Consider the following 24,799-nt stretch of genomic DNA (forward strand, 5'->3'; position numbering starts at 1 on the left):
ATCGACGACGGAGCCCGCACGGTCCCGTCCACCCGGACAGCGTGCGAACGGGTGGTGAACCCGGTCGTCCGTTCATCCGATAGCCTCAGCCGACACGCCGCCGGCCCGCCTCGTGGCCGTGCTGCCGAGTGTCGTCCACCGTCAGTGCCAAGGAGTGAGTTCGTCTGTCGACCGCCATCCTCACCGGTACGCCGGTACCCGGGTCGTCGCTCGCGGACGATCTGAGGGCCCTGGGCTTCGACGTGGTGAGTGCCGCCGACGCCGGTGACGCCGCCGCACTCCTCACCGATGTCCCCGCCGAACACCGGGTCGCGCTCGTCGACCCCCGCTTCGTGGGCCACCTCCACGCGCTGCGGCTCGGGCTGACCGACCCGCGCTTCCCAGCCGCCACCGTCCCCGGTGCGCTCACCGCCCAGCCGCAGGCCCGGCCGGCCCTGGTGCGCGCGCTGGAGCGCACCACCGCCGCGGTCGGCGCGGGTGCCCCCGCCGTCGACCCTGGTACCGGCCCGGCACCCGGGGACGGCACCGTCCCCGGCCGGATCGCCGTCGAGCTGGAGGCCGAGGGCGTCGCCGTACAGCGCCCCGCCCTCGGCTCGCTCGTCGCGGCCGTCCCCACCGACCGCGATCAGGAGGCCGCGGCCGTGGCCGGGCTCGTCGCGGTCGACGACGAGGAGGTACGGCTGCGCAACGCGGTCAAGTCCCGCGACGGGTTCTTCACCACCTTCTGCATCAGCCCCTACTCCCGCTACATCGCCCGCTGGTGTGCCCGCCGGGGCCTCACCCCGAACCAGGTCACCACCGCCTCCCTGATCACCGCGCTCATCGCGGCGGGCAGCGCGGCGACCGGCACCCGGGGCGGCTACATCGCCGCCGGCATCCTGCTCCTGGTCTCCTTCGTCCTGGACTGCACCGACGGGCAGCTCGCCCGGTACTCGCTCCAGTACTCCACGATGGGCGCCTGGCTGGACGCCACGTTCGACCGGGCCAAGGAGTACGCGTACTACGCCGGGCTCGCCATCGGCGCCGCCCGCGGCGGGGACGACGTATGGGTCCTGGCGCTCGGCGCGATGGTCCTCCAGGCCTGCCGCCACATCGTGGACTTCTCCTTCAACGAGGCGAACCACGACTCGGTCGCCAACACCAGCCCCACCGCCGCCCTCTCCGACGCGCTCGACAACGTCGGCTGGACGGTGTGGGTGCGGCGGATAATCGTTCTGCCGATCGGCGAACGCTGGGCCATGATCGCCGTGCTCACCGCGCTCACCACCCCCCGTACCGTCTTCTACGCCCTGCTCATCGGCTGCGCCCTGGCCGCCACCTACACCCTGGTGGGGCGCCTCCTGCGCTCGGTGACCCGCAAGGCCCGACGCACCGAGCGCGCGGCACGGGCGCTGGCGGACCTCGCCGACTCCGGTCCCTTGGCCCAGGCCGTCGCATCGCTCGTCCACGGCCCGAAGCGAGCGCTGACGGCCCCGGCCGCCGCCCTCATCGGAACCCTCGTGATGGTCGGCGCCGCGCTCTTCCTCCCGTACGGCAGCTGGCTCACCGTCGTCGCGGCGGCGGTCTACGTCGTGCTCTCCGGCTTCGCCGTGGCCCGCCCGCTCAGACGGGCGCTCGACTGGCTGGTGCCGCCGTTCTTCCGGGCCGCCGAGTACGTCACGATCCTCGTGCTGGCGGCCCGCAGCGACGTCCCGCACGCCGTTCCGGCGGCCTTCGGGCTCGTTTCGGCCGTCGCCTACCATCACTACGACACGGTGTACCGCATCCGCGGAGGCACCGGCGCGCCGCCCCGGTGGCTGGTGCGGACGATCGGTGGACACGAGGGCCGCACCGCGCTGGTGGCCGTCCTCGCCGCCTCACTCACCCACACCTCAGGTTTCACCACGGCTCTCACCGCGCTCGCGGTGGCCGTGGCTCTGGTGGTGCTCGTGGAGTCCATCCGCTTCTGGGTGTCCTCCTCGGCCCCCGCCGTACACGACGAAGGAGAACTCGCATGATCGGCCTCGTACTGGCAGCCGGTGCAGGACGACGTCTGCGCCCCTACACGGACACGCTCCCCAAGGCGCTCGTTCCGGTGGACGGCGACAAGACGGTCCTCGACCTCACGCTCGCCAACTTCGCCGAGGTCGGACTCACCGAGGTCGCGATCGTCGTCGGCTACCGCAAGGAGGCCGTCTACGCCCGCAAGGCCGAGCTGGAGGCGACCTACGGCGTCACCCTCACGCTCATCGACAACGACAAGGCCGAGGAGTGGAACAACGCCTACTCCCTGTGGTGCGCCCGTGACGTCATCAAGCGCGGCGTGATCCTCGCCAACGGCGACACCGTGCACCCGGTCTCCGTCGAGAAGACCCTCCTGGACGCCCGCGGCAAGGGCCAGAAGATCATCCTCGCCCTGGACACCGAGAAGAGCCTCGCCGACGAGGAGATGAAGGTCATCACCGAGGAGGGCAAGGGCGTCCAGCGCATCACCAAGCTGATGGACCCGGCCACCGCCACCGGTGAGTACATCGGCGTCACCCTCATCGAGGCCGAGGCCGCCGAGGAGCTCGCGGACGCGCTGAAGACCACCTTCGAGCGCGACCCCGACCTCTACTACGAGGACGGCTACCAGGAGCTCGTCAACCGCGGCTTCACCGTCGACGTCGCCCCCATCGGCACCGTCACCTGGGTCGAGATCGACAACCACGACGACCTGAAGAAGGGCCGGGAGATCGCGTGCCAGTACTGACCCGGCTCATTCCGTCCCCGGTCGTCGTCGACATCCGGCGCGGCGCCATGGACGATCTGGCGGGTCTCCTGGCCGATCAGCGGATCTCCTCCTCGGGCAAGCTCGCCATCGCGATCAGCGACGGCTCCGGGCGCGCCCTGCGGGAGAGGCTCGCCCCGGTCCTGCCGGGTGCCGACTGGTACGCCGTCGCCGACGGCACGATCGACTCCGCGGTGAGGCTCGCCGACGGCATCAAGGGCACCCGGTACGACGCGGTCGTCGGCCTCGGCGGCGGCAAGATCATCGACGTGGCGAAGTACGCCGCGGCGCGGGTCGGGCTGCCCATGGTCGCCGTCGCGACGAACCTGTCGCACGACGGCCTGTGCTCCCCGGTCGCCACGCTGGACAACGACAACGGACGTGGCTCCTACGGGGTCCCCACCCCGATCGCCGTGGTCATCGACCTCGACGTGATCCGTGAGGCGCCCGCCCGGTACGTCCGTTCCGGCATCGGTGACGCGGTCTCGAACATCTCCTGCGTCGCCGACTGGGAGCTGGCCCACGAGGTCAACGACGAGGAGATAGACGGTCTCGCGGCCGCCATGGCCCGCCAGGCAGGCGAGGCCGTGCTGCGCCACCCCGGCGGGGTCGGCGACGACGCCTTCCTCAAGGTGCTGGCCGAGGGGCTCGTGCTCACCGGCATCTCGATGTCGGTCGCGGGCGACTCCCGACCCGCCTCCGGTGCCTGCCACGAGATCAACCACGCCTTCGACCTGCTGTACCCCCAGCGGGCGGCCAGCCACGGCGAGCAGGTCGGCCTCGGCGCCTGCTTCGCCATGCATCTGCGCGGTGCCCGCCAGGAGTCCCTCCTGATGGCATCGACCCTGCGCCGCCACGGTCTGCCGGTGCTGCCCGAGGAGATCGGGTTCACCGTCGACGAGTTCGTCCGGGCCGTCGACTACGCGCCGCAGACCCGGCCGGGACGCTTCACCGTCCTGGAACACCTCAGCCTGTCCACCGACCAGATCAGGGACGCGTACGCCGACTATGCCTCGACCATCAGTAGCTGAACTCCGCCCGGTCGTGCACCCCCCGGGGGTGAAGGACCGGCGCAGCGGCGAGCACTGGGCCGGCCGCATGTACATGCGGGAGGTCTCCCTGCGGGTGGACCGCTATCTGGTGAACACCAAGGTCACCCCGAACCAGGTCACGTACGTCATGACGCTGGCCGGAGTCCTGGCCGCCCCGGCCCTGCTGGTGCCGGGCATACCCGGCGCCCTGCTCGGCGTGCTGATGGTCCAGCTCTACCTGCTCTTCGACTGCGTGGACGGGGAGCTGGCCCGCTGGAAGAAGCAGTACTCGCTCAGCGGTGTCTACCTGGACCGGGTCGCCGCCTACCTGTGCGACGCGGCGGTGCTCGTCGGCCTCGGCCTGCGCGCCGCCGACATCTGGGGCGAGGGCCGGATCGACTGGCTCTGGGCGTTCCTGGGGACGCTCGCCGCGCTCGGCGCGATCATGATCAAGGCCGAGACGGACCTGGTCGGCGTCGCCCGCCACCAGGGCGGGCTGCCGCCGGTGAAGGAGGCGGCCTCCGAGCCGCGCTCCTCCGGGATGGCGCTGGCCCGCCGGGCGGCCGGGGCGCTCAAGTTCCACCGGCTGATCCTCGGCATCGAGGCCTCGCTGCTGATCCTGCTGGTGGCGATCCTGGACACCATCGGCGGCGACCTCTTCTACACCCGCCTGGCCACCGCCGTCCTGGCCGGCATCGCACTCCTCCAGACCCTGCTGCATCTGGTCTCCGTCCTGGCGTCCAGCAGGCTGAAGTGACCTCTGCCATGAAACTGGGCGCGGTGATCATCACCATGGGCGATCGCCCCGACGAGCTCCGCGCCCTCCTCGATTCGGTCATCGCACAGGAGGGTGACCGGATCGAGGTCGTGGTGGTCGGCAACGGAGCCCCGGTGGGGTCCGTACCGGCCGGTGTACGGACGGTGGAGCTGCCGGAGAACCTCGGCATCCCCGGCGGCCGCAACGTCGGCATCGAGGCGTTCGGCCCGTCCGGCGCGGACGTCGACGCCCTGCTCTTCCTCGACGACGACGGGCTGCTCCCGGGCCGGGACACCGCCGAACTCTGCCGGCAGGCGTTCGCGGCGGACCCCAGGCTCGGCATCATCACCTTCCGGATCACCGACCCGGACACGGGCGCGACCCAGCGCCGCCACGTGCCCCGGCTCCGGGCGGCCGACCCGACGCGCTCCTCGCGCGTGACGACCTTCCTCGGCGGCGCCAACGCCGTACGCACCCGGGTCCTCGCCGAGGCCGGCCCGCTGCCGGAGCAGTTCTTCTACGCCCATGAGGAGACGGACCTCGCCTGGCGGGCGCTGGACGCGGGCTGGATGATCGACTACCGCGCGGACCTGGTGCTCCACCACCCCACCACGGCCCCCTCCCGGCACGCGGTCCACCACCGCATGGTGGCCCGCAACCGGGTCTGGCTGGCCCGCCGCAACCTGCCCGCCCCGCTGGTCCCCCTCTACCTGGGGGTCTGGCTGCTGCTGACCCTGGTCAGGCGCCCGTCGCCGCCCGCGCTGAAGGCTTGGTTCGGAGGCTTCCGGGAAGGCTGGACGACCCCCTGCGGACCGCGCCGCCCGATGAAGTGGCGTACGGTGTGGCGGCTGACGCGGCTGGGACGACCTCCGGTCATCTGAGAAGCTTTCCTCTGAGAGCATGAGGCGTATTTTCTTTCCGGGACCTGTCCGCCTGAGCCGCGCCCGCGACTGGCTGCGCGTGAAGACGAGAGTTTCAACTTGTGAGTGACACGACCCACGACGGTGGGGTGGCCCTCGGGGCCCCGCCGTCCGCCGACGAGGGCCTCGGCGCGGCCCAGCTGGCCGCGAAGTACGGCCTGACCGTGAGCGGCGCCCGGCCGGGGCTGTTCGCCTACCTGCGACAGCTCTGGGGCCGGCGCCACTTCATCCTGGCCTTCTCCCGGGCGAAGCTGACCGCTCAGTACAGCCAGGCCAAACTGGGCCAGCTGTGGCAGGTGGTCACCCCTCTTCTGAACGCCGCCGTCTACTACCTGATCTTCGGGCTGATCCTGGGGACCAGGAAGGGGATCCCCGAGGACGTCTTCGTGCCGTTCCTGGTCACGGGCGTCTTCGTCTTCACTTTCACCCAGAGCTCGGTGATGGCGGGCGTCCGCTCCATCTCCGGCAACCTCGGACTGGTCCGGGCCCTCCACTTCCCCCGGGCCTCGCTGCCCATCTCCTTCGCGCTGCAGCAGCTCCAGCAGCTGATGTTCTCGATGATCGTGCTGCTCTCGGTCGTCGTCATCTTCGGCAGCTATCCCTCGCTGTCGTGGCTCCTGGTGATCCCCGCTCTCGTCCTCCAGTTCTTCTTCAACACCGGTCTGGCCCTCGTCATGGCGCGGCTCGGCTCCAAGACGCCCGACCTCGCGCAGCTGATGCCGTTCATCACCCGGACCTGGATGTACGCGTCGGGTGTCATGTTCTCCATCCCGGTGATGCTCAAGGACAAGCCGGCGTGGATCGCTGACGTGCTCCAGTACAACCCGGCGGCCATCTACATGGACCTGGTCCGCTTCGCCCTGATCGACGGCTACGGCTCCGAGAACCTGCCGGACCACGTGTGGGCCGCCGGCCTGGCCTGGGCCGTTCTGCTGGGCGTCGTGGGATTCGTGTACTTCTGGAAGGCAGAGGAACGGTACGGCCGTGGCTGAGGACAACACGCAGGGACGGATTCCCACGGTCATCGCCGACGATGTCCACATCGTCTACCGCGTCAACGGCACCGGCGGCGGCCGGGGCAGCGCCACTGCCGCGCTGAGCCGCATGATGCGCCGCGGCAAGGGCGAGCCGCGCGGGATGCGGAAGGTGCACGCCGTACGCGGCGTCTCCTTCACCGCCTACCGCGGCGAGGCCATCGGCCTCATCGGCACCAACGGCTCCGGGAAGTCGACGCTGCTGCGGGCCATCGCCGGCCTGCTGCCGACCGAGTCCGGCCGCGTCTACACCGACGGCCAGCCCTCGCTGCTCGGCGTCAACGCGGCGCTGATGAGCGACCTCACCGGCGAGCGCAACGTGGTGTTGGGCGGCCTGGCCATGGGCATGACCCGGGACGAGATCCGCGAGCGCTACGACGAGATCGTGGACTTCTCCGGCATCAACGAGAAGGGTGACTTCATCACCCTGCCGATGCGGACGTACTCCTCCGGCATGGCGGCGCGCCTGCGCTTCTCCATCGCCGCCGCCAAGAACCACGACGTCCTCATGATCGACGAGGCGCTGGCCACCGGTGACCACAAGTTCCGGGTCCGCTCCGAGGCGCGGATCCGTGAGCTCCGCAAGGAGGCGGGCACCGTCTTCCTGGTCAGCCACAACAACAAGTCGATCAGGGACACCTGCGACCGGGCGCTCTGGCTGGAGAAGGGGGAACTCCTGATGGACGGCCCCACCGAGGAAGTCCTCAAGGCGTACGAACGCGAGACGGGCAAGTAGTTTCCCAGCCATGTGGCCTCCGCCGGACCGCTCCCGGTGGGGGCCACACCGGTGTCCGGGGGCGGCGGAGGCCACCCGCAGTACGCCTCGGGGGGTGATCTCCTCCCGGCGGATGACGTCAATCCACCGGCGTACGAGGAAAGTTGACGAGTGGTGCGGTGTCCGCGCCCTGGGCGCTTCCCCCCGGCGCACCCCTGTGAGCTGTACAACGTAAGCTGTAGCGGTGCTGATTCATGGCAAGTGGGGCGATACGCCCCCGGCGCTCCACCCGCTGTGCCGCAGTGCACTCGGAAGAACGAGCGGCGTGTCCGAAAAGGGATGTTTTGGGTCAGCAGTGTAGAACGGGAGATGTGACGGCAATGACGGAAAATCTCCAGCTCCGACGTGGTTCCGCCGTCCCCGCGCCGGGCGGTCCGCAGTGACCTCCACCCCCGAGGCGCGCACCGGCGACGCCACGCTCGGCAAGGCCGCGGACGAGAACTTCCCCGTGGCCCCCTTCTTCCTGCCCCGCGCCTGGCGCGACGACCTGATGGCGGTCTACGGCTACGCCCGGCTCGTCGACGACATCGGCGACGGCGACCTCGCCCCCGGCGGAGCCGACGCCCGCCACCTGGGCCTGGAGCCGGAGCAGAGCGACGACCGGCTCGCCATGCTGGACGCGCTCGAGACCGACCTGCGCCGGGTCTTCGTCTCCACCGGCCAGGAGCCGCACCACCCCCTGCTGCGCGCCCTGCGCCCCACCGTGCGGCGCCGCGCGCTCACCCCCGAACCCTTCCTCGGTCTGATCGAGGCCAACCGGCAGGACCAGAAGGTCCGCCGTTACGCCACCTACGGAGAGCTCGCCGCCTACTGCGAGCTCTCCGCCAACCCGGTCGGCCGCCTGGTCCTCGCCCTCACCGGCACCACGAGCCCGGAGCGCGTACGCCTCTCCGACGCGGTCTGCACCGCGCTCCAGATCGTCGAGCACCTCCAGGACGTGGCCGAGGACCTCGCCCGCGACCGGATCTATCTGCCCGCCGAGGACATGGACCGCTTCCGGGTCACCGAGGCCGACCTGGCCCGTCCGTCCGCCGGAGCCTCGGTCCGCGCCCTGATCGCGTACGAATCCGAACGCGCGGGCGAGCTGCTGCGTGACGGCATCCCCCTGGTGGGCAGCGTCGACGGCAGACTGCGGCTGCTCCTCGCCGGATTCGTCGGCGGCGGCCGCGCCGCCCTCACCGCGGTCTCGGCCGCCGGATTCGACGTACTGCCAGAGCCACCCAAGCCCACCAAGCCCAGCATGCTGCGCGAAGCCGCAGTCGTCCTGCGAAGAGCGCGTAGAGAGAGGTGAGCTTGACCGTGGAGGGACAGACGACGTCCATGTCGCCGCCGGTGCAGGCCGCATACAGTTACTGCGAGGCCGTCACCGGACAGCAGGCCCGGAACTTCGCCTACGGCATCAGGCTGCTGCCGTACGAGAAGCGGCAGGCCATGTCGGCGCTGTACGCCTTCTCCCGTCGCGTCGACGACATCGGCGACGGCGAGCTGGACCCGGGGACCAAGCGGACCCGGCTGGAGAGCACCCGCGAGCTGCTCGACCGGATCCGGCACGGCAAGGTCGAGGAGGACGACACCGACCCGGTGGCCGTCGCCCTCTCCGACGCCGCCCGCCGCTTCCCGCTCCCGCTGGAGGGCCTCGACGAGCTGATCGACGGCGTCCTGATGGACGTCCGCGGCGCCACGTACGAGACCTGGGACGACCTGAAGACCTACTGCCGCTGTGTCGCCGGTGCCATCGGACGCCTCAGCCTCGGCGTCTTCGGTACGGAACCGGGCGCACCCGGCGCCGAGCGGGCCTCCGAGTACGCCGACACCCTCGGCCTCGCCCTCCAGCTCACCAACATCCTGCGCGACGTCCGCGAGGACGCCGCCAACGGGCGCACCTACCTCCCCGCCGACGACCTGGCCAAGTTCGGCTGCTCGGCCGGATTCCACCGGACCACCCCGCCGCCCGGCTCCGACTTCGCGGGCCTCATCCACTTCGAGGTGCGCCGGGCCCGGGCCCTGTTCGCCGAGGGGTACCGCCTGCTGCCGATGCTCGACCGCCGCAGCGGCGCCTGCGTCGCCGCCATGGCCGGGATCTACCGCCGCCTCCTGGACCGGATCGAGCGCGACCCGGAGGCCGTGCTGCGCGGCCGGGTCTCCCTCCCCGGCCATGAGAAGGCGTACGTCGCGGTGCGCGGCCTCTCCGGCCTGGACGCCCGCAACATCTCGCGCCTGACCTCCCGGGGGCGGGCCTGATGCGCTCCGGCGGGCCCGGCGCCCGGTCAACCCTCCGGTGGCCCCACGCGTCCACGACTGCGACGATTCCTTCCGGGAGGACCCGGCGATCGGTGACGACCCGGCGAGAGGGGCAGGCATGAGCGACGAGACCCCGCGCCCCGTCGCGGTCGTCGTCGGTGGGGGCCTCGCCGGCATCACGGCGGCCCTCCGTCTCGCGGACGCCGGGCTGGAGGTGACCCTGCTGGAGGGGCGGCCCCGCCTCGGCGGCCTCGCTTTCTCCTTCCAGCGCGGTGACCTCACCGTCGACAACGGCCAGCACGTCTACCTGCGCTGCTGCACCGGCTACCGCTGGTTCCTCGACCGCATCGAGGCCGCCCACCTCGCCCCCCTCCAGGACCGCCTGGACGTCCCGGTCCTGGACGTCGGCCGCGCCGCCGGACCCCGCCTGGGACGCATCCGCCGCACCGGCCTGCCCGTACCGCTGCACCTGGCCGGCGGCCTCGCGGCCTACCCGCACCTCTCCCTCGCGGAGAAGGCCAACGTCGGCCGCGCCGCCCTCGCGCTCGGCCGCCTCGACCCCGCCGACCCGGAACTCGACCGCGTCGACTTCGCCACCTGGCTGAAGCAGCACGGCCAGTCCGAGCGCGCGATCGAGGCGCTCTGGGACCTCGTCGGCGTCGCCACCCTCAACGCCACCGCGCCCAACGCCTCCATGGCCCTGGCCGCCAAGGTCTTCAAGACCGGCCTGCTCTCCGAGCCCGGCGCCGCCGACATCGGCTGGGCCACCGTGCCGCTCGGCGAGCTGCACGACACCCTCGCCCGCAAGGCCCTGGACACCGCGGGCGTCCGCACCGAGCTGCGCGCCAAGGTGGGGTCCCTGACCCGCACCGAGGACGGCCGCTGGAGCGTCGAGACGGCGGGGGAGCACCTCGCCGCCGACACCGTCGTGCTCGCCGTCCCCCAGCACGAGACCCACGACCTGCTGCCCGCGGGCGCCCTGGACGAGCCGGACCTGCTCCTGGCCATCGACAACGCGCCCATCCTCAACGTGCACGTGATCTACGACCGCCCGGTGCTGCGCCGCCCCTTCTTCGCCGCGATCGGCTCCCCGGTCCAGTGGGTCTTCGACCGTACGCACTCCTCGGGGCTCAAGGGCCCCGGGCAGTATCTGGCGGTCTCCCAGTCCGCCGTCCAGGACGAGATCGACCTGCCCGTCGCCGAGCTGCGGGAGCGCTACCTGCCCGAGCTGGAGCGGCTCCTGCCCGCCGCGCGCGGCGCGGGCATCCGGGACTTCTTCGTCACCCGGGAGCGCACCGCCACCTTCGCGCCCGCCCCCGGCGTCGGCGCGCTGCGCCCCGGACCCCGTACGCGGGCGCCCGGACTCCACCTGTCGGGCGCCTGGACCGCCACCGGCTGGCCCGCGACGATGGAGGGTGCCGTGCGCAGCGGCTTCCAGGCCGCCGACGCGGCCCTCCACGACCTCGGCCGCCCCCATGGACATCCGCTGCAGGAGGCGGCATGAGCAGTACCACCGGAACAAGAGGAGAGTCAGTGACCCCGGCGAATCCGGCTTCCGACACCGTGGACCAGACCACGGACGTCACCGCGCTTCTGGAGCGCGGACGAGCCCTGTCAGCGCCGGTCCTGCGGGCTGCCGTGGACCGGCTGGCGCCGCCCATGGACACCGTCGCGGCCTACCACTTCGGCTGGATCGACGCCGAGGGACGGCCCTCGGACGGCGACGGCGGCAAGGCCGTGCGCCCCGCGCTCGCCCTGCTGTCGGCCGAAGCGGCGGGCGCCCCCGCCGAGGCGGGCGTCCCCGGCGCCGTGGCCGTCGAACTCGTGCACAACTTCTCGCTGCTGCACGACGACCTCATGGACGGCGACGAGCAGCGCCGCCACCGCGACACCGTATGGAAGGTGCACGGCCCCGCCCAGGCCATCCTGGTCGGTGACGCGCTCTTCGCGCTGGCCTACGACGTCCTGCTGGAGCTCGGCACGGTCGAGGCGGGCCGCGCGGCCCGTCGGCTGACCTCGGCCACCCGCAAGCTCATCGACGGGCAGGCCCAGGACATCTCCTACGAGCACCGCGAGCGGGTCACCGTCGAGGAGTGCCTGGAGATGGAGGGCAACAAGACCGGCGCCCTGCTGGCCTGCGCGGTCTCCATCGGCGCGGTGCTCGGCGGCGCCGACGACCGCACCGCCGACACCCTGGAGACGTACGGCTACCACCTGGGCCTCGCCTTCCAGGCCGTCGACGACCTGCTCGGCATCTGGGGCGACCCGGAGGCCACCGGCAAGCAGACCTGGAGCGACCTCCGCCAGCGCAAGAAGTCCCTTCCCGTCGTCGCCGCGCTCGCCGCGGGCGGTTCGGCCTCCCAGCGGCTCGGCGAACTGCTCGCCGCCGACGCCAAGAGCACCGACTTCGACAGTTTCTCCGAAGAGGAGTTCGCCGCCCGCGCGGCGCTCATCGAGGAGGCCGGCGGCCGCGAGTGGACCGCGCAGGAAGCCCGTCGTCAGCACACGGTCGCCATCGAGGCGCTGCACGCTGTCGACATGCCGCATCAGGTACGGGCGCAGCTCACCGCGCTCGCGGACTTCGTGGTGGTGCGGAAGCGGTGATCAGCACCCGTATATGACTCGCAGTCGCCGGCCGGCGCCCTGATACGGGGCGCCGGGCGACGGAGACCCCAGCACAGCAGAGAAACCACTGCACGTAAGGGGAAGCTCATGACAGCGACGACCGACGGATCGACCGGGGCCGCGAACCTTTCCGCGGCCCCGGCAGGACATCCGGCCGATACGACCACCGCCGCGGACGGCGTCACCGCCGCGGCGGACGACGTCACCGCCGCCGCGCGGCGGGCCGCGGAACGCTCCGTGGCCCACCTCCTCGGCCGACAGGACGAGCAGGGCTGGTGGAAGGGCGACCTGGCCACCAACGTCACGATGGACGCCGAGGACCTGCTCCTGCGCCAGTTCCTCGGGATCCAGGACCCGGAGACCACCCGGGCGGCCGCCCTCTTCATCCGGGGCGAACAGCTCGGTGACGGCACCTGGAACACCTTCTACGGCGGACCGAGCGACCTCTCCGCCACCATCGAGGCCTATGTGGCCCTGCGGCTGGCCGGGGACCGCCCCGACGAGCCCCACATGGCCCGCGCCTCCGCCTGGATCAGGGAGCAGGGCGGCATCGCGGCCGCCCGCGTCTTCACCCGGATCTGGCTGGCCCTGTTCGGCTGGTGGAAGTGGGACGACCTCCCCGAACTCCCGCCCGAACTCATGTTCTTCCCCAAGTGGGTCCCGCTCAACATCTACGACTTCGGCTGCTGGGCCCGCCAGACCATTGTTCCCCTGACCATCGTCTCCGCCAAGCGCCCCGTGCGGCCCGCGCCCTTCGCCCTGGACGAGCTGCACACGGACCCCGCCGAGCCCAATCCGCCCAGGAAGCTTGCCCCGGCGGCCAGTTGGGACGGCCTCTTCCAACGGCTGGACAAGGGGCTGCACCTCTACCACAAGGTCGCCCCGCGCCCGCTGCGCCGGATCGCGATGAACGTGGCCGCCAGGTGGATCATCGAACGCCAGGAGAACGACGGCTGCTGGGGCGGTATCCAGCCCCCGGCCGTCTACTCCATCATCGCCCTGCACCTGCTCGGCTACGACCTCGACCACCCGGTGATGAAGGCGGGCCTGGCCTCGCTGGACCGGTTCGCCGTCCACCGTGAGGACGGCGCCCGGATGGTCGAGGCCTGCCAGTCGCCCGTCTGGGACACCTGCCTGGCCACCATCGCCCTGGTCGACGGCGGACTCAGACCCGACCACCCGGCGCTGGTGAAGGCCGCCGACTGGATGCTGGCCGAGGAGATCACCCGGCCCGGCGACTGGTCCGTACGCAAACCCGAACTCGCCCCCGGAGGCTGGGCGTTCGAGTTCCACAACGACAACTACCCGGACATCGACGACACCGCCGAAGTCGTCCTGGCGCTGCGCCGGGTGCGCCACCCCGACCCCGCCCGGCTGGAGGCCGCCATCGAGCGCGGGGTGCGGTGGAACCTCGGGATGCAGTCCCGCAACGGGGCCTGGGGAGCGTTCGACGCCGACAACACCAGCCCCTTCCCCAACCGCCTGCCGTTCTGCGACTTCGGCGAGGTCATCGACCCGCCCTCGGCCGATGTCACCGGCCATGTGGTGGAGATGCTCGCCGTCGAGGGGCTCGGCGCCCACCCCCGTACCCGGCGGGGCATCGAGTGGCTGCTCGCCGATCAGGAGGCGTGCGGCGCCTGGTTCGGCCGCTGGGGCGTCAACTACGTGTACGGGACGGGTTCGGTGGTGCCCGCCCTGGTCGCCGCCGGACTGCCCGCCGCGCACCCCTCGATCCGCCGGGCGGTGACCTGGCTGGAGTCCGTGCAGAACGACGACGGGGGCTGGGGCGAGGACCTGCGCTCGTACACGGAGGAGAAGTGGATCGGGCACGGTGAGTCCACCGCCTCCCAGACCGCCTGGGCGCTGCTCGCCCTGCTCGCCGCGGGCCGCCGCGACAGCCGGGCCGTCGCCCGCGGGGTCACCTGGCTGACCGAGGCCCAGCAGGCCGACGGCTCCTGGGACGAGCCGTATTTCACCGGCACCGGCTTCCCCTGGGACTTCTCCATCAACTACCACCTCTACCGCCAGGTCTTCCCCCTCACGGCACTCGGGCGCTACGTGTACGGCGACCCGTTCGCCGACCGTACGGGCGCCGCCCAGGGGGCCTGATGGCCGGCGCACCGGGGGCCGCGGCCCCCCAGGCTCCGCTGCTGGTCGCCTGCGCGCTGGGCATCGAGCAGCTGGCCCTGCGCAGCGGCAGGCGGCCCGGCGGCCCGGTACGGGTCCTGCGGACCGGGATGGGCCCCCGGGCGGCGGAGGCGGCCGTGGCGGCGGCCCTCGCCCCCGGTGGCCTATCGGACGCCGCCGTCATCGCCTCCGGCTTCTGCGCCGGCCTCGCCCCCGGGATGCACCCCGGGGACCTGGTCGTCGCCGAGGAGACCCGGGACGCCGACGGCGCCACGCCCTGCACCGGCACCGGGCTGCTGGTCGCCGCCCTGGCCCGGGCCGCCCCCGGATCGGCCGTCCACACCGGCCCGCTCACCGGCTCCGACCACGTCGTACGCGGCTCCGAGCGGGCCGCTCTGCGGGCCACCGGGGCCGTCGCGGTGGACATGGAATCCGCAGCCACACTGCGTACCGCCCTGTGCCACGGGCCGCGCCCGGTTGCGGCCGTCCGGGTGGTCGTGGACGCTCCAGAGCATGAGCTCGTCCGTATCGGCACGGTACGCGGTGGAATATCGGCCTTCCGTGTTCTCCGTGCCGTCCTACCGGCTTTTTACGAATGGCACCGATCTTTACTGCTCCCCAGGAGGTGAGCCAGATGGCCATGCCGCTCCGCCAGTCCATCAAGGTCGCGACGTATCTCTTCGAACAGAAGCTCCGCAAGCGTGAGAAGTTCCCGCTGATCGTCGAGCTGGAGCCGTTGTTCGCCTGCAACCTCGCCTGCGAGGGGTGCGGGAAGATCCAGCACCCGGCCGGTGTCCTGAAGCAGCGCATGCCGGTCGCCCAGGCGGTGGGCGCGGTGCTCGAATCCGGTGCCCCCATGGTCTCCATCGCCGGCGGCGAGCCGCTGATGCATCCGCAGATCGACGAGATCGTGCGCCAGCTCGTCGCGAAGAAGAAGTACGTCTTCCTCTGCACCAACGCGATGCTCATGCGCAAGAAGCTCGACAAGTTCACCCCGTCGCCCTACTTCGCCTTCGCCGTGCACATCGACGGACTGCGGCAGCGGCACGACGAGTCGGTCGCCAAGGAAGGCGTCTTCGACGAGGCCGTCGCCGCGATGAAGGAGGCCAAGGCGCGCGGCTTCCGCGTCACCACCAACTCCACCTTCTTCAACACCGACACCCCGCAGACCATCATCGAGGTCCTCAACTACCTCAACGACGACCTCAAGGTCGACGAGATGATGATCTCGCCCGCCTACGCGTACGAGAAGGCGCCCGACCAGGAGCACTTCCTCGGCGTCGAGCAGACCCGCGAACTCTTCAAGAAGGCCTTCGCGGGCGGCAACCGGGCCCGCTGGCGGCTCAACCACTCGCCGCTCTTCCTGGACTTCCTGGAGGGCAAGGCGGACTTCCCGTGCACCGCGTGGGCGATCCCCAACTACTCGCTCTTCGGCTGGCAGCGCCCCTGCTACCTGATGAGCGACGGTTACGTACCGACGTACCGTCAGCTCATCGAGGAGACCGACTGGGAGAAGTACGGCCGGGGCAAGGACCCGCGCTGCGCCAACTGCATGGCGCACTGCGGCTACGAACCCACCGCCGTCCTCGCGACCATGGGCTCGCTCAAGGAGTCGCTGCGCGCGGCGCGGGAGACCATCAGCAGCAACCGGTGACGTCGTGACGGTGAGGGGGCCGGTCGCCCGGCCCCCTCGTGGCACGTACCGACCAACGGAACGCAAGGAGAAGAGCGGGCGATGACGGACGGCGGGCCCCAGGGCTTCGACCTGAAACGGCTCCTCGCGGAGCGCGGGCACGAGCGGTACGACCTGCACGCGCGCCACCTCAACCACCAGCTGCCGCGCATGCTGCACACCATCGGCTTCGACAAGGTCTACGAACGGGCCGAGGGCGCGTACTTCTGGGACGCGGAGGGCAACGACTACCTCGACATGCTCGCCGGGTTCGGTGTGATGGGCATCGGCCGGCACCACCCGGTCGTCCGCCGGGCCCTGCACGACGTGCTCGACGCCCAGCTCGCCGACCTCACCCGCTTCGACTGCCAGCCGCTACCGGGGCTCCTCGCCGAGAAGCTGCTCGGCCACAGCCCGCACCTGGACCGCGTCTTCTTCGGGAACAGCGGTACGGAGGCGGTCGAGACGGCACTGAAGTTCGCCCGGTACGCCACCGGGAAGCCTCGCGTCCTCTACTGCACCCACGCCTTCCACGGGCTGACCACCGGCTCCCTCTCCGTCAACGGCGAGAGCGGCTTCCGGGACGGCTTCGCCCCGCTGCTGCCCGACACCCCGATCGCGCTCGGCGACCTGGACGCGCTGCGCCGGGAGCTGAAGCGCGGCGATGTGGCGGCCCTGGTCGTGGAGCCGATCCAGGGCAAGGGGGTGCACGCCGCGCCGCCCGGCTTCCTGCGCGAGGCACAGGAGCTGCTGCACCGGCACAAGGCGCTCCTGATCGCCGACGAGGTGCAGACAGGGCTCGGCAGGACCGGCGACTTCTACGCGTACCAGCACGAGGACGGCGTGGAGCCCGACCTGGTCTGCGTGGCCAAGGCGCTCTCCGGCGGCTATGTGCCGGTCGGCGCGACGCTCGGCAAGGACTGGATCTTCCGCAAGGTCTACTCCTCGATGGACCGGGTCCTCGTCCACTCCGCCAGCTTCGGCTCCAACGCCCAGGCCATGGCGGCGGGGCTCGCGGTGCTCACGGTGATGGAGGACCAGGAGACCGTCGCGAACGCCCGGCGGACCGGTGATCTGCTGCGGGAGCGCCTCTCCGGACTGGTGGACCGCTACGAGCTGCTGCACGAGGTGCGCGGGCGCGGGCTGATGATCGGCATCGAGTTCGGCCGCCCGTCCTCGCTGAAGCTCCGCAGTCGGTGGACCATGCTCCAGGCGGCCCGCAAGGGACTCTTCGCCCAGATGGTCGTGGTGCCGCTGCTCCAGAAGCACCGCATCCTCACCCAGGTCTCCGGCGACCACCTGGAAGTGATCAAGCTGATCCCGCCGCTGATCATCGGGGAGGCGGAGGTGGACCGCTTCGTGGCGGCGTTCACGGAGGTCATGGACGATGCGCACAGTGGCGGTGGCCTGATGTGGGACTTCGGCCGGACCCTGGTCAAGCAGGCCGTGGCCAACCGCTGAGTTCTTGCCTCCGGGGCAATTTATTTGCCCCGGAGGAAAGTTCCTGGCCCAATGGAGGTATGAATCCTCCGGACGTAGGGGCGGCCGACGAGCTCCCCGGCGTCGCTCCCCGACTGCGCGATCTGCGCCGCGGCCGCGGTCTCACCCTGGAGACCGCCGCCCAGCGGGCCGGACTCTCCCCGGCTCACCTCTCCCGGCTGGAGACCGGCCGCAGGCAGCCCTCGCTGCCCATGCTGCTGGGCCTCGCCCGCATCTACGGTACGACGGTCTCCGAGCTCCTCGGTGAGAAGCCGCCCGAGCGGGAGGCGGTCATCCGCGGCGGCGCCTTCGAGGGCGCCGAGGCCGACGGCTGGATGTACCGCCGGGCGGGCGGCTCCGGCCGCGCCATGCAGGCGCTGCGGGTCCGGGTCCCGTACGGCGCCCAGGGCGATCTGGTGCGGGTGCACCCCGGTGAGGAGTGGCTGTACGTCCTCGGCGGGCGGCTGCGGGTCGCGCTGGGGGAGACCGTGCACGATCTGGACCCGGGCGACAGCGCCCACTTCGACTCGCTCACCCCGCACCGGATCGCGGCCCTGGACCGGGGCGGGGCGGAGCTGCTCTTCGTCCACTCCCTGCTGCAGAGCCCCGCGGCCGAGCTCTGCCTCGGCAACGCGCTCCACGCGCGCTGACCCCTTCGTTCCCCCGGCCGCGAGGCCGGCAGAGAGGACCGTCATGTCCGATTCCGAGCACTACGACCCGCTGAGCCCCAGGCACCCGAAGGCCACCAAGGACTCGCAGGAGCGCCGGATGCCTCGCGGTCTGGTGATCCGGCTCGTCGCCTACCTGGTGGTGGGCCACGTGATCGCGGCCTTCCTCTACCTGCTCTTCATGGTCGCGGGCGCGAAGTGATCGCCCGGTGAGCCCTCAGCCCTGGTCGAGGAGGCGCTCGCGCAGCCGCTCCCGGGTCTCGGGGGAGACGCCGAGCCCTTCCGACAGATAGCGGTCGGTCGTGCCCCACGTGTCGTCGATGGCCGCGAACGCCGCTTCGAGGTAGGAGGCCTGCGCACCGAAGAGCGGGTTCAGCAGCTCCATCACTTCGGGGGACATTCCGGTCTCGGACATATCCGTACGCTTCACCTTGTACCGGCGGTGCGGGTCGTTGGACTTGAGGTAGTCCGCCTCGATCGCCTCGCGCTCGACACCCACCGCGAGCAGCGAGACCGCGATCGACAGGCCGGCCCGGTCCTTGCCCGCCGCGCAGTGCATCAGGGCCGGCACGCTGTCCTCCGCCAGCGCGTGCAGGACGCGGCTGTGCTCGGCGGTGCGGTCGACGATGGTCGAGCGGTACATGGTGATCATGCGCTCGGTGCCCTTGCCGTTGGCCAGGATCGAGCGCAGCTGTTCGATGTTCCCGTCGCGGACCAGCCGCCAGAACTCGGCTCCGTCGGCCGGGTCCGAGAGCGGAATGCTGACATTGCGGACACCGGCCAGCTCGATGTCGTACCCGTCGAGCTGGTGGTCGGCGGAGTTGCGGAAGTCGAAGACGGTGTGCAGCCCGAGTCCGCCGAGGAAGAGCGCGTCCTCGGCGGTGGCGTGCGCCAGGTGGCCGCTGCGGTAGAGCCGGCCGAAGGCGGTGCGCCGCCCGTCCTCGGTGGGAAGCCCGCCCACGTCACGGAAGTTGCGGACTCCGGTCAGTGCGGTCTCGGTCGGCGGGACCTGCGGCACCTGCTGCGTCACGGTGGCTCCTGGAATCTTCGGCGTCGGCGCGGCTCTCCGGCGAGGGCGCTCCTGTGACGATACGACATCGGTTCACGGGGCAATCATCGGCAGGCTGACGGGGCGTCAGGAGTCGCGTCGACGGCATGTCCGTATTGGTATATTTCGTAGAACATGCCCTGCTAATGGGGGAGATGGGATTCCGTAGGTGAGCGGGATCATATCCGTGACGGACCGTGGCGGCGGCGCCCGGGCTATTTCCCGGGATCCGTACGGAAAGCCAAGATCCGTAATCCACGGAGGGTGACGGGAAATCCGGAGCGAAATTGAATCGATGATTCCGGGGCGCAACCGACGGCTTGTTCCCGTCGTCCTCACTCGTTTACGGTCACCGTCAATCCGGACGGACCGCCTAATCCTGCCGCCGCCCGGAATTCGCACCCACCCACTCACGTGTGGCAGGAGCGGGGGAACCAGGTAAGCCGCCGGCCCGGAGCGATCCGGACCGGCTAGGGGTGAAGTCGCCATCCGGCGGCCGGGCATCTCCAGCCCGAACCCGACAGCTCACCTCGCAGGCGCCGGAGAGGAACTTCCCCATGCCCGCAAAGGGTAAGCACCGTCGTCCCAAGTCCGGCCCGATCCACCGCGGCGTTCTCGCCGCGGGCACCGGCGGCGCCGTACTCGCCCTCCCGCTGTTCGGCGCGACCGGCGCCCACGCCGCGGAGAAGGCGGCCCCCGCCGTCCAGCCCGCCGCCGCGCAGAGCGCACCGCAGGCCGCACCGCAAGCCGCACCCGCCACGGCGAAGAAGGCCGCCCCGAAGACGTACGCCGTCGTCTCCGGCGACTACCTCGCGAAGATCGCGACCGAGCATCAGGTCAAGGGCGGCTGGCAGAAGCTGTACCAGGACAACCGCTCGACCGTCGGTGAGAACCCCGGCCTGATCTTCCCGGGCATGAAGCTGACCCTCGGCGCCAAGGCCACCGGCACCGCCGCGCCTTCGGAGGCCAAGAAGTCCGCCCCGGCCCCCAAGGCCGCCGCGCCGAAGAAGGCCGCCCCGAAGAAGGCCGAGCCGGCCCCGAAGGCCGACACCCTCTCGGCCGACGAGTCCGACGCCGCCGCCGAGTCCGGCACCTCCACGCAGACCGGCTCCTCCGAGTCCACCGGCTCCGGCTGGACCGCGCCGCTCGACAACGCCAACGTCACCACCCAGTACCGCGCTTCCGGCTCCAGCTGGTCCAGCGGCTACCACACCGGCTCCGACTTCCAGGCCGCCTCCGGCACCCCCGTCAAGGCCATCGGCCCGGGCACCGTGGTCTCGGCCGGCTGGAGCGGTTCGTACGGCAACGAGGTCGTCATCAAGCACGAGGACGGCATGTACTCCCAGTACGCCCACCAGTCCTCGCTGAGCGTCTCCGCCGGCCAGACCGTCACCGGCGGCCAGCAGATCGGCCTCTCCGGCTCCACCGGAAACTCGACCGGCCCGCACCTCCACTTCGAGGTCCGCACCGGCCCGAGCTACGGCTCGGACGTCGACCCGGTCGCCTACCTGCGCCAGCACGGCGTCTCCCTCTGACCCCAGGGCGACCGGAAGTGATCGAGGGGCGGTGCGCGGCGGCGCACCGCCCCTCCACTTATTCCGGCTTTACCGAAATCTGACCGGGTGGTCTATGTCACCACCCGTCAACCCCGTATTACGGTCGCGTAGGTCACATTGAACGGTGCAGGATATGTGCTTGTGGCAGACGATTCGAGAACCCAGCAGCAGAACATCATCGGGTCGTACGCGGCGATCGGGGACAGTTTCACGGAGGGCGTCGGCGATCCCGGCCCCGACGGCACCTTTGTCGGCTGGGCGGACCGGTTCGCGGTTCTGCTCGCCGACCGGCTCCCCGCCCCCGACGCGGCGACGAACCCGGACGAGACCCGGCACGGCAATTTCCGTTACGCCAATCTCGCCGTACGCGGACGCCTCCTCGACCAGATCGTCGAGGAGCAGCTTCCCCGCGCCAAGGAACTGGCCCCCGACCTGGTCACCTTCTGCGCGGGCGGCAACGACATCATCCGGCCCGGCACCGACCCCGACGATCTCGCCGAGCGCTTCGAGCGGGCCGTCGCGGACCTGACCGAGGCGGTCGGCACCGTCATGGTCACCACCGGGTTCGACACCCGGGGCGTTCCGGTGCTGCGCCACATGCGCGGCAAGATCGCCACGTACAACGTGCACCTGAGGGCCATCGCCGACCGTTACCAGTGCCCTGTGCTCGACCTGTGGTCGCTGCGCTCGGTCCAGGACCGGCGCGCGTGGGACGCCGACCGGCTCCACCTGTCGCCCGAGGGCCACACCCGCGTCGCGCTGCGCGCCGCCCAGGTCCTCGGCCACGAGGTGCCGGCCGACCCGGACCAGCCCTGGCCGCCGCAGGCCCAGCGCCGCCCCTTCGACGAGCGGCGCGACAACATCCAGTGGGCGCGGGAGTACCTCGTGCCGTGGATCGGCCGGCGGCTGCGCGGCGAGTCGTCCGGCGACCACGTCGAGGCGAAGCGGCCGGACCTGCTGCCGCTGTAGGGATCAGGGGTTGAGCAGCGGGAGCGTACGCCGGGACGGGCCGGGGGCCACGGGTCCGTCCGGCGCCGGGCCCGCGCCGGACCCGGCGGGTAGCCGCTCCAGGACGCCGCCCGCGAACACGTCGTACAACGGCAGCGTCTCCAGGTGGACGTAGCCGATGTGGCAGTCGCACACGGCCAGCGGGCAGGCCCGGGGGCCGAGCGCCGCGCGGTAGCTGCCGTCGTAGAGGTTGCCCAGCTCCGCCTTGACGAAGTGGCAGCGCCGCACCGTGCCGTCGCCGTCCACCGAGATCACCGACTCGCCCGTCCGGCAGGGCAGCCCGGCCGAGCGGTGCGGATGCCGGCTGTAGGGGAAGAGCGGGTCCAGCTCCGTCCACCGCTCCGCCTCCTCGTCGGTGTACGTGTGCCCCTCGGCGGCGTTCACCCAGAGGTAGACCTCGGCGGGCAGTGCGGCCCGCAGCCGCCGGGCCTCCTCCAGGTGCTCGTCGAACCCCACCACGCCCACGCTGTAGCGGATGCCGCGCGCGGACAGCTCCCGGCAGCGGCCGAGGAACCGCTCGTACGGGGTCTGCCCCGGGTGGTACGTGCACCAGAGCGCGAGCCGCTCGGGATCGGCGTCCGCCAGCCACGTGGTGCGGCCGCTGAGGTTCGTCTGGATGGCGACCCGGCCGATGTGCGGCAGCTGGGACAGCTCGGTCAGCGCGCGCCGGTACCAGGAGCGCACCAGACCCTCGCCCCACGGGGTGAACAGCACGGAGAGCCGGTCGCCGGTCTGCGCCGCGGCCCACGCGGTGAACCGCTCCAGCGCCTCCCGGTCGGAGGTCAACTGCGCCCGGCTGTCCCGCCGTTTGGCGAACGGGCAGTAAGGACAGTCGTAGTCGCACGAGGCCAGCGGGCCCCGGTACAGGATCGTCAGGTCCATGGCCCGCTCACTTCCGCTCGTACGCGGCCATCGCGGCCCGCACCCCGGGGGAGAACAGCGCCGGACCCAGCGCGTCCGAGTGCGCCAGCCCCAGCGGGGAGAGCCGCAGGATGCCCTCGGGCGCCCCCGCGTCCAGCCAGCCCCGGTCCGCGAACCGCGCCAGCTCGGCGGGGAAGTCCTCACGGGGGTCCGTGCCGAAGCGGGCGCGGTAGTCGTCCAGGGGCAGGCCCGCCGCCTGGAGCAGCGACTGGAGGAGGTGGCGCCTGCGGGCCTCGGCCGCGTCGACGTACCTGCCGACCTCGGCCCGGGAGAAGTCCTCGGTGGCCGTGAAGCCGTCGATGATGCTCCGGATCTCTCCCATGTTCACCGCGTAGTCGAAGGAGTAGTGCAGGGCCGCCGTGTAGGAACGGGCCCCGCAGCCGAGCCCGATCATGCCGTCGGTCTGGCACGCGTAGTCCTCGGGGCCGTCCTGCGATTCCCGAGGGGCATCGGCGCGCCGGAACATCCGCATCGACACCTGCTCGTAGCCGTGCGCCAGCAGATGGTCCCGGCCCACCGCGTACAGCCGCAGCCGCTGCTCGTCCCAGGCGGCCTGCTCCACGGCCTCCGCGTCGGGGCCGGTCGCGGCGGCGCCCAGACGGTGCAGACCGGTCAGCGGGCGGACGTACAGCGGGTAGAGGTACAGCTCCTCGGGCCGCCAGGCCAGCGCGGCGTCCAGGGAGGTGAGCCAGGTGCGCTCGGTCTGGCCGTCGATGCCGTAGATCAGGTCGATGTTCAGCACCGGTATCCGGGCGTCCCGGATCCGGCCGAGCGCGGCCTCCACCTCGGCCCGGCGCTGCGGCCGGACGGCGGCCCGCGCCTCCGCGTCCACGAAGCTCTGCACGCCGATGCTGACCCGGGTCGCACCCCGGTCGGCCAGCACGGCCAGGCGGTCGGCGGTCGCGGTGGAGGGGGAGGTCTCCACCGACAGCGGCACCGCGAGCAGGTCGGCGCCCATCCGCTTCTCCGCTATGTCGCAGAGCCGCTCCAGCTCGTCCGCCGTGAGGAAGGTCGGCGTTCCGCCGCCGAAGGCCGCCGCCGCGAACCGCACCGGCTCGTCGTCGCCGAGCGCGTCCCGTACGGCCACGGCCTGCCGGTCCAGGGCGTCGAGATAGCGGGTCGTCAGCTCCTCGGGCGCGCCGATCCGGGTGAAGAGGTTGCAGAAGCCGCAGCGGACCTCGCAGAACGGTATGTGGAGGTAGAGGGAGAGGGCGCTCTTGGGCTCCGCCGCCCACAGCTCACGCAGCGCGGGTCGCTCCGGCAGGGGGCGATAGGCCGTCTTGTGCGGATAGGCGTAGACGTAGCTTTCGTACGGCCTGACGGCGGGCATGCCGGTCGCCGTTGCGGTGCTGGTGGTCATCAGGAGGCCCCCGGTTCGAGGAAGAAGTGCGCGTAGGGCACGGTCCAGACGGCCTCGTGGCCGAGCCGGTGGCCGGTGTAGCCGTCGTCGCCGTAGGTGGTGCCGTGGTCGGAGCAGACGATGGCGAAACACCGGCGGCGGCTGCTCGCGGCGGCGAAGAGCCGGCCGATGTGCCGGTCGACGTACTCCAGGGCGGCCGCGTGCGTGGCCCGGGAGTCCCCGGCCTCGCGGGTCGCGCCCGGGGTGTGGAACCAGTTGGGCTGATGCAGCGCGGACACGTTGACGAAGAGGAAGAGCCGCTGCTCCGCCGGGAGTTCGGCCACCACCTTCTCGGCCCGGGTCACCTGCTCCTCGAACGAGGTCGGCGACGCGACACCGAACTCCGGCTCCCAGTGGCTCTCCTGGAACATGCCGGGCAGCACCGACCCCAGCGCGCCCCGCCGGTTGAAGAAGCCGACCCCGCCGACGCAGACCGTGCGGTAGCCCTCGGCGGCCAGACCCGACACCAGGTCCGGGGTGTCGAAGACGAAGGTGCCGTCCGCCGTCGTCTCACTGCCCGCGAAGCGCGCCGCGAACAGCCGAGGGTGCGGCCCGGGGGCGGCGGGCGTCGGCAGGAACCCGGCGAACATCGCCTGGTGCGAGGCGTAGGTGAAGCTGCCGGGCGCATGCCGCTTCTCCCACACACCGCCGGGCAGGTGCCGGGCCAGGTGCGGGATGCGCCCGGCGGCGGCCAGCTCGGCGGCGACATCGTGGCGCAGGGTGTCCAGGGTGACCAGCAGCAGGTCATGGCTGCCCACGACCTCGGCCATGTCGGGGCGGGAGTGGTCC

General features: G+C 71.6%; 23 protein-coding genes and 1 riboswitch. Of the genes, 19 read left to right on the top strand and 4 right to left on the bottom strand.

Annotation, left to right across the window (positions count from 1 at the left end; translation table 11 throughout):
• Nucleotides 1-242: 242 nt before the first annotated feature.
• From IF17_RS0128385 to IF17_RS1000000139360, 17 genes are all read left to right on the top strand, one after another.
• Nucleotides 243-1,997: a DUF5941 domain-containing protein gene (locus IF17_RS0128385; protein ID WP_030571712.1), complete on the top strand. Its 1,755-nt coding sequence runs from the start codon at nucleotides 243-245 to the stop codon at nucleotides 1,995-1,997.
• On the top strand, nucleotides 1,994-2,731 hold the full coding sequence (locus tag IF17_RS0128390; RefSeq protein WP_030571715.1) for a phosphocholine cytidylyltransferase family protein: 738 nt from the start codon (nucleotides 1,994-1,996) through the stop codon (nucleotides 2,729-2,731). Before IF17_RS0128385 ends, IF17_RS0128390 begins: the two co-directional genes overlap by 4 nt.
• Nucleotides 2,719-3,780, top strand: a complete 1,062-nt coding sequence (locus IF17_RS0128395) for an iron-containing alcohol dehydrogenase family protein (protein ID WP_030571717.1) — start codon at nucleotides 2,719-2,721, stop codon at nucleotides 3,778-3,780. The genes IF17_RS0128390 and IF17_RS0128395 overlap by 13 nt, the downstream gene beginning before the upstream one ends.
• Nucleotides 3,758-4,537, top strand: coding sequence for a CDP-alcohol phosphatidyltransferase family protein (locus IF17_RS0128400; protein WP_026241699.1), 780 nt, complete (start codon nucleotides 3,758-3,760; stop codon nucleotides 4,535-4,537). The genes IF17_RS0128395 and IF17_RS0128400 overlap by 23 nt, the downstream gene beginning before the upstream one ends.
• Before the next feature lie 8 nt (nucleotides 4,538-4,545).
• Nucleotides 4,546-5,418: a glycosyltransferase family 2 protein gene (locus tag IF17_RS0128405; RefSeq protein ID WP_030571723.1), complete on the top strand. Its 873-nt coding sequence runs from the start codon at nucleotides 4,546-4,548 to the stop codon at nucleotides 5,416-5,418.
• Between the two features lie 101 nt (nucleotides 5,419-5,519).
• A complete protein-coding gene (locus IF17_RS0128410; RefSeq protein ID WP_030571726.1) occupies nucleotides 5,520-6,449 on the top strand; it encodes an ABC transporter permease in 930 nt (309 codons plus the stop codon).
• Nucleotides 6,442-7,227, top strand: coding sequence for an ABC transporter ATP-binding protein (locus IF17_RS0128415; protein WP_030571728.1), 786 nt, complete (start codon nucleotides 6,442-6,444; stop codon nucleotides 7,225-7,227). The genes IF17_RS0128410 and IF17_RS0128415 overlap by 8 nt, the downstream gene beginning before the upstream one ends.
• A gap of 418 nt (nucleotides 7,228-7,645) precedes the next feature.
• Complete coding sequence (gene hpnC, locus IF17_RS0128420) at nucleotides 7,646-8,557, top strand: squalene synthase HpnC (RefSeq protein WP_030571731.1); 912 nt, start codon at nucleotides 7,646-7,648, stop codon at nucleotides 8,555-8,557.
• A 29-nt stretch (nucleotides 8,558-8,586) separates the two neighbouring features.
• Complete coding sequence (hpnD, locus tag IF17_RS0128425) at nucleotides 8,587-9,507, top strand: presqualene diphosphate synthase HpnD (protein ID WP_179115490.1); 921 nt, start codon at nucleotides 8,587-8,589, stop codon at nucleotides 9,505-9,507.
• 118 nt (nucleotides 9,508-9,625) lie between these two features.
• Nucleotides 9,626-11,011 carry a hydroxysqualene dehydroxylase HpnE gene (gene hpnE / locus IF17_RS0128430; protein ID WP_030571737.1) on the top strand — a complete coding sequence of 462 codons (1,386 nt, stop codon included), beginning with the start codon at nucleotides 9,626-9,628 and terminating at the stop codon, nucleotides 11,009-11,011.
• Nucleotides 11,008-12,111 carry a polyprenyl synthetase family protein gene (locus IF17_RS0128435; protein WP_030571740.1) on the top strand — a complete coding sequence of 368 codons (1,104 nt, stop codon included), beginning with the start codon at nucleotides 11,008-11,010 and terminating at the stop codon, nucleotides 12,109-12,111. Before hpnE ends, IF17_RS0128435 begins: the two co-directional genes overlap by 4 nt.
• A gap of 108 nt (nucleotides 12,112-12,219) precedes the next feature.
• The gene (gene shc / locus IF17_RS0128440; RefSeq protein ID WP_030571743.1) at nucleotides 12,220-14,241 is read left to right on the top strand and encodes a squalene--hopene cyclase; all 2,022 of its coding nucleotides are present in this window, start codon (nucleotides 12,220-12,222) and stop codon (nucleotides 14,239-14,241) included.
• Nucleotides 14,241-14,888, top strand: a complete 648-nt coding sequence (locus IF17_RS0128445) for a phosphorylase family protein (RefSeq protein WP_030571745.1) — start codon at nucleotides 14,241-14,243, stop codon at nucleotides 14,886-14,888. Before shc ends, IF17_RS0128445 begins: the two co-directional genes overlap by 1 nt.
• A gap of 5 nt (nucleotides 14,889-14,893) precedes the next feature.
• Entirely contained in the window at nucleotides 14,894-15,913 is a 1,020-nt protein-coding gene (gene hpnH, locus IF17_RS0128450; RefSeq protein ID WP_030571750.1) for an adenosyl-hopene transferase HpnH, read from the top strand.
• Nucleotides 15,914-15,994: 81 nt separating this feature from the next.
• Nucleotides 15,995-17,392 carry an aspartate aminotransferase family protein gene (locus IF17_RS0128455; protein ID WP_030571754.1) on the top strand — a complete coding sequence of 466 codons (1,398 nt, stop codon included), beginning with the start codon at nucleotides 15,995-15,997 and terminating at the stop codon, nucleotides 17,390-17,392.
• 59 nt (nucleotides 17,393-17,451) lie between these two features.
• Entirely contained in the window at nucleotides 17,452-18,060 is a 609-nt protein-coding gene (locus IF17_RS0128460; RefSeq protein WP_030571757.1) for a helix-turn-helix domain-containing protein, read from the top strand.
• A gap of 43 nt (nucleotides 18,061-18,103) precedes the next feature.
• The gene (locus tag IF17_RS1000000139360; RefSeq protein ID WP_167344541.1) at nucleotides 18,104-18,280 is read left to right on the top strand and encodes a DUF6126 family protein; all 177 of its coding nucleotides are present in this window, start codon (nucleotides 18,104-18,106) and stop codon (nucleotides 18,278-18,280) included.
• Between the two features lie 15 nt (nucleotides 18,281-18,295).
• Here IF17_RS1000000139360 and IF17_RS0128470 read toward each other — a convergent pair whose 3' ends face one another.
• Nucleotides 18,296-19,108: a tyrosine-protein phosphatase gene (locus IF17_RS0128470; RefSeq protein ID WP_030571760.1), complete on the bottom strand. Its 813-nt coding sequence runs from the start codon at nucleotides 19,106-19,108 to the stop codon at nucleotides 18,296-18,298.
• Between the two features lie 411 nt (nucleotides 19,109-19,519).
• Nucleotides 19,520-19,680, top strand: a riboswitch (cyclic di-AMP (ydaO/yuaA leader).
• 3 nt (nucleotides 19,681-19,683) lie between these two features.
• On the opposite strand from IF17_RS0128470, the gene IF17_RS0128475 reads away from it, so the two are divergent.
• Nucleotides 19,684-20,661: a M23 family metallopeptidase gene (locus IF17_RS0128475; protein WP_030571763.1), complete on the top strand. Its 978-nt coding sequence runs from the start codon at nucleotides 19,684-19,686 to the stop codon at nucleotides 20,659-20,661.
• Nucleotides 20,662-20,823: 162 nt separating this feature from the next.
• Complete coding sequence (locus IF17_RS0128480) at nucleotides 20,824-21,651, top strand: SGNH/GDSL hydrolase family protein (RefSeq protein ID WP_018513250.1); 828 nt, start codon at nucleotides 20,824-20,826, stop codon at nucleotides 21,649-21,651.
• Nucleotides 21,652-21,654: 3 nt separating this feature from the next.
• On the opposite strand, the gene IF17_RS0128485 is transcribed toward IF17_RS0128480, so the two are convergent.
• From IF17_RS0128485 to IF17_RS0128495, 3 genes are read right to left on the bottom strand one after another with little or no spacing between them, the layout of a single operon-like run.
• Nucleotides 21,655-22,572 carry an STM4011 family radical SAM protein gene (locus IF17_RS0128485; RefSeq protein WP_030571766.1) on the bottom strand — a complete coding sequence of 306 codons (918 nt, stop codon included), beginning with the start codon at nucleotides 22,570-22,572 and terminating at the stop codon, nucleotides 21,655-21,657.
• Nucleotides 22,573-22,579: 7 nt separating this feature from the next.
• A complete protein-coding gene (locus tag IF17_RS0128490) occupies nucleotides 22,580-23,971 on the bottom strand; it encodes an STM4012 family radical SAM protein (protein ID WP_030571769.1) in 1,392 nt (463 codons plus the stop codon).
• Nucleotides 23,971-24,780: an STM4013/SEN3800 family hydrolase gene (locus IF17_RS0128495; RefSeq protein WP_030571771.1), complete on the bottom strand. Its 810-nt coding sequence runs from the start codon at nucleotides 24,778-24,780 to the stop codon at nucleotides 23,971-23,973. The genes IF17_RS0128490 and IF17_RS0128495 overlap by 1 nt, the downstream gene beginning before the upstream one ends.
• Between the last annotated feature and the right edge of the window lie 19 nt (nucleotides 24,781-24,799).

The sequence above is a fragment of the Streptomyces cyaneofuscatus genome, from assembly GCF_000718135.1.
Lineage (GTDB): Bacteria > Actinomycetota > Actinomycetes > Streptomycetales > Streptomycetaceae > Streptomyces > Streptomyces cyaneofuscatus.

Bases quoted from the DNA above. Each gene is read 5' to 3' on its own strand.
- IF17_RS0128390 (WP_030571715.1), top strand. From the start codon at position 1,994: ATGATCGGCCTCGTACTGGCAGCCGGTGCAGGACGACGTCTGCGCCCC.
- IF17_RS0128400 (WP_026241699.1), top strand. From the start codon at position 3,758: ATGCCTCGACCATCAGTAGCTGAACTCCGCCCGGTCGTGCACCCCCCG.
- IF17_RS0128405 (WP_030571723.1), top strand. From the start codon at position 4,546: ATGAAACTGGGCGCGGTGATCATCACCATGGGCGATCGCCCCGACGAG.
- hpnD (WP_179115490.1), top strand. From the start codon at position 8,587: ATGTCGCCGCCGGTGCAGGCCGCATACAGTTACTGCGAGGCCGTCACC.
- hpnE (WP_030571737.1), top strand. From the start codon at position 9,626: ATGAGCGACGAGACCCCGCGCCCCGTCGCGGTCGTCGTCGGTGGGGGC.
- IF17_RS0128435 (WP_030571740.1), top strand. From the start codon at position 11,008: ATGAGCAGTACCACCGGAACAAGAGGAGAGTCAGTGACCCCGGCGAAT.
- shc (WP_030571743.1), top strand. From the start codon at position 12,220: ATGACAGCGACGACCGACGGATCGACCGGGGCCGCGAACCTTTCCGCG.
- IF17_RS0128445 (WP_030571745.1), top strand. From the start codon at position 14,241: ATGGCCGGCGCACCGGGGGCCGCGGCCCCCCAGGCTCCGCTGCTGGTC.
- hpnH (WP_030571750.1), top strand. From the start codon at position 14,894: ATGGCCATGCCGCTCCGCCAGTCCATCAAGGTCGCGACGTATCTCTTC.
- IF17_RS0128455 (WP_030571754.1), top strand. From the start codon at position 15,995: ATGACGGACGGCGGGCCCCAGGGCTTCGACCTGAAACGGCTCCTCGCG.
- IF17_RS0128460 (WP_030571757.1), top strand. From the start codon at position 17,452: ATGAATCCTCCGGACGTAGGGGCGGCCGACGAGCTCCCCGGCGTCGCT.
- IF17_RS1000000139360 (WP_167344541.1), top strand. From the start codon at position 18,104: ATGTCCGATTCCGAGCACTACGACCCGCTGAGCCCCAGGCACCCGAAG.
- IF17_RS0128475 (WP_030571763.1), top strand. From the start codon at position 19,684: ATGCCCGCAAAGGGTAAGCACCGTCGTCCCAAGTCCGGCCCGATCCAC.
- IF17_RS0128485 (WP_030571766.1), bottom strand. From the start codon at position 22,572: ATGGACCTGACGATCCTGTACCGGGGCCCGCTGGCCTCGTGCGACTAC.
- IF17_RS0128490 (WP_030571769.1), bottom strand. From the start codon at position 23,971: ATGACCACCAGCACCGCAACGGCGACCGGCATGCCCGCCGTCAGGCCG.
- IF17_RS0128495 (WP_030571771.1), bottom strand. From the start codon at position 24,780: ATGGCCGAGGTCGTGGGCAGCCATGACCTGCTGCTGGTCACCCTGGAC.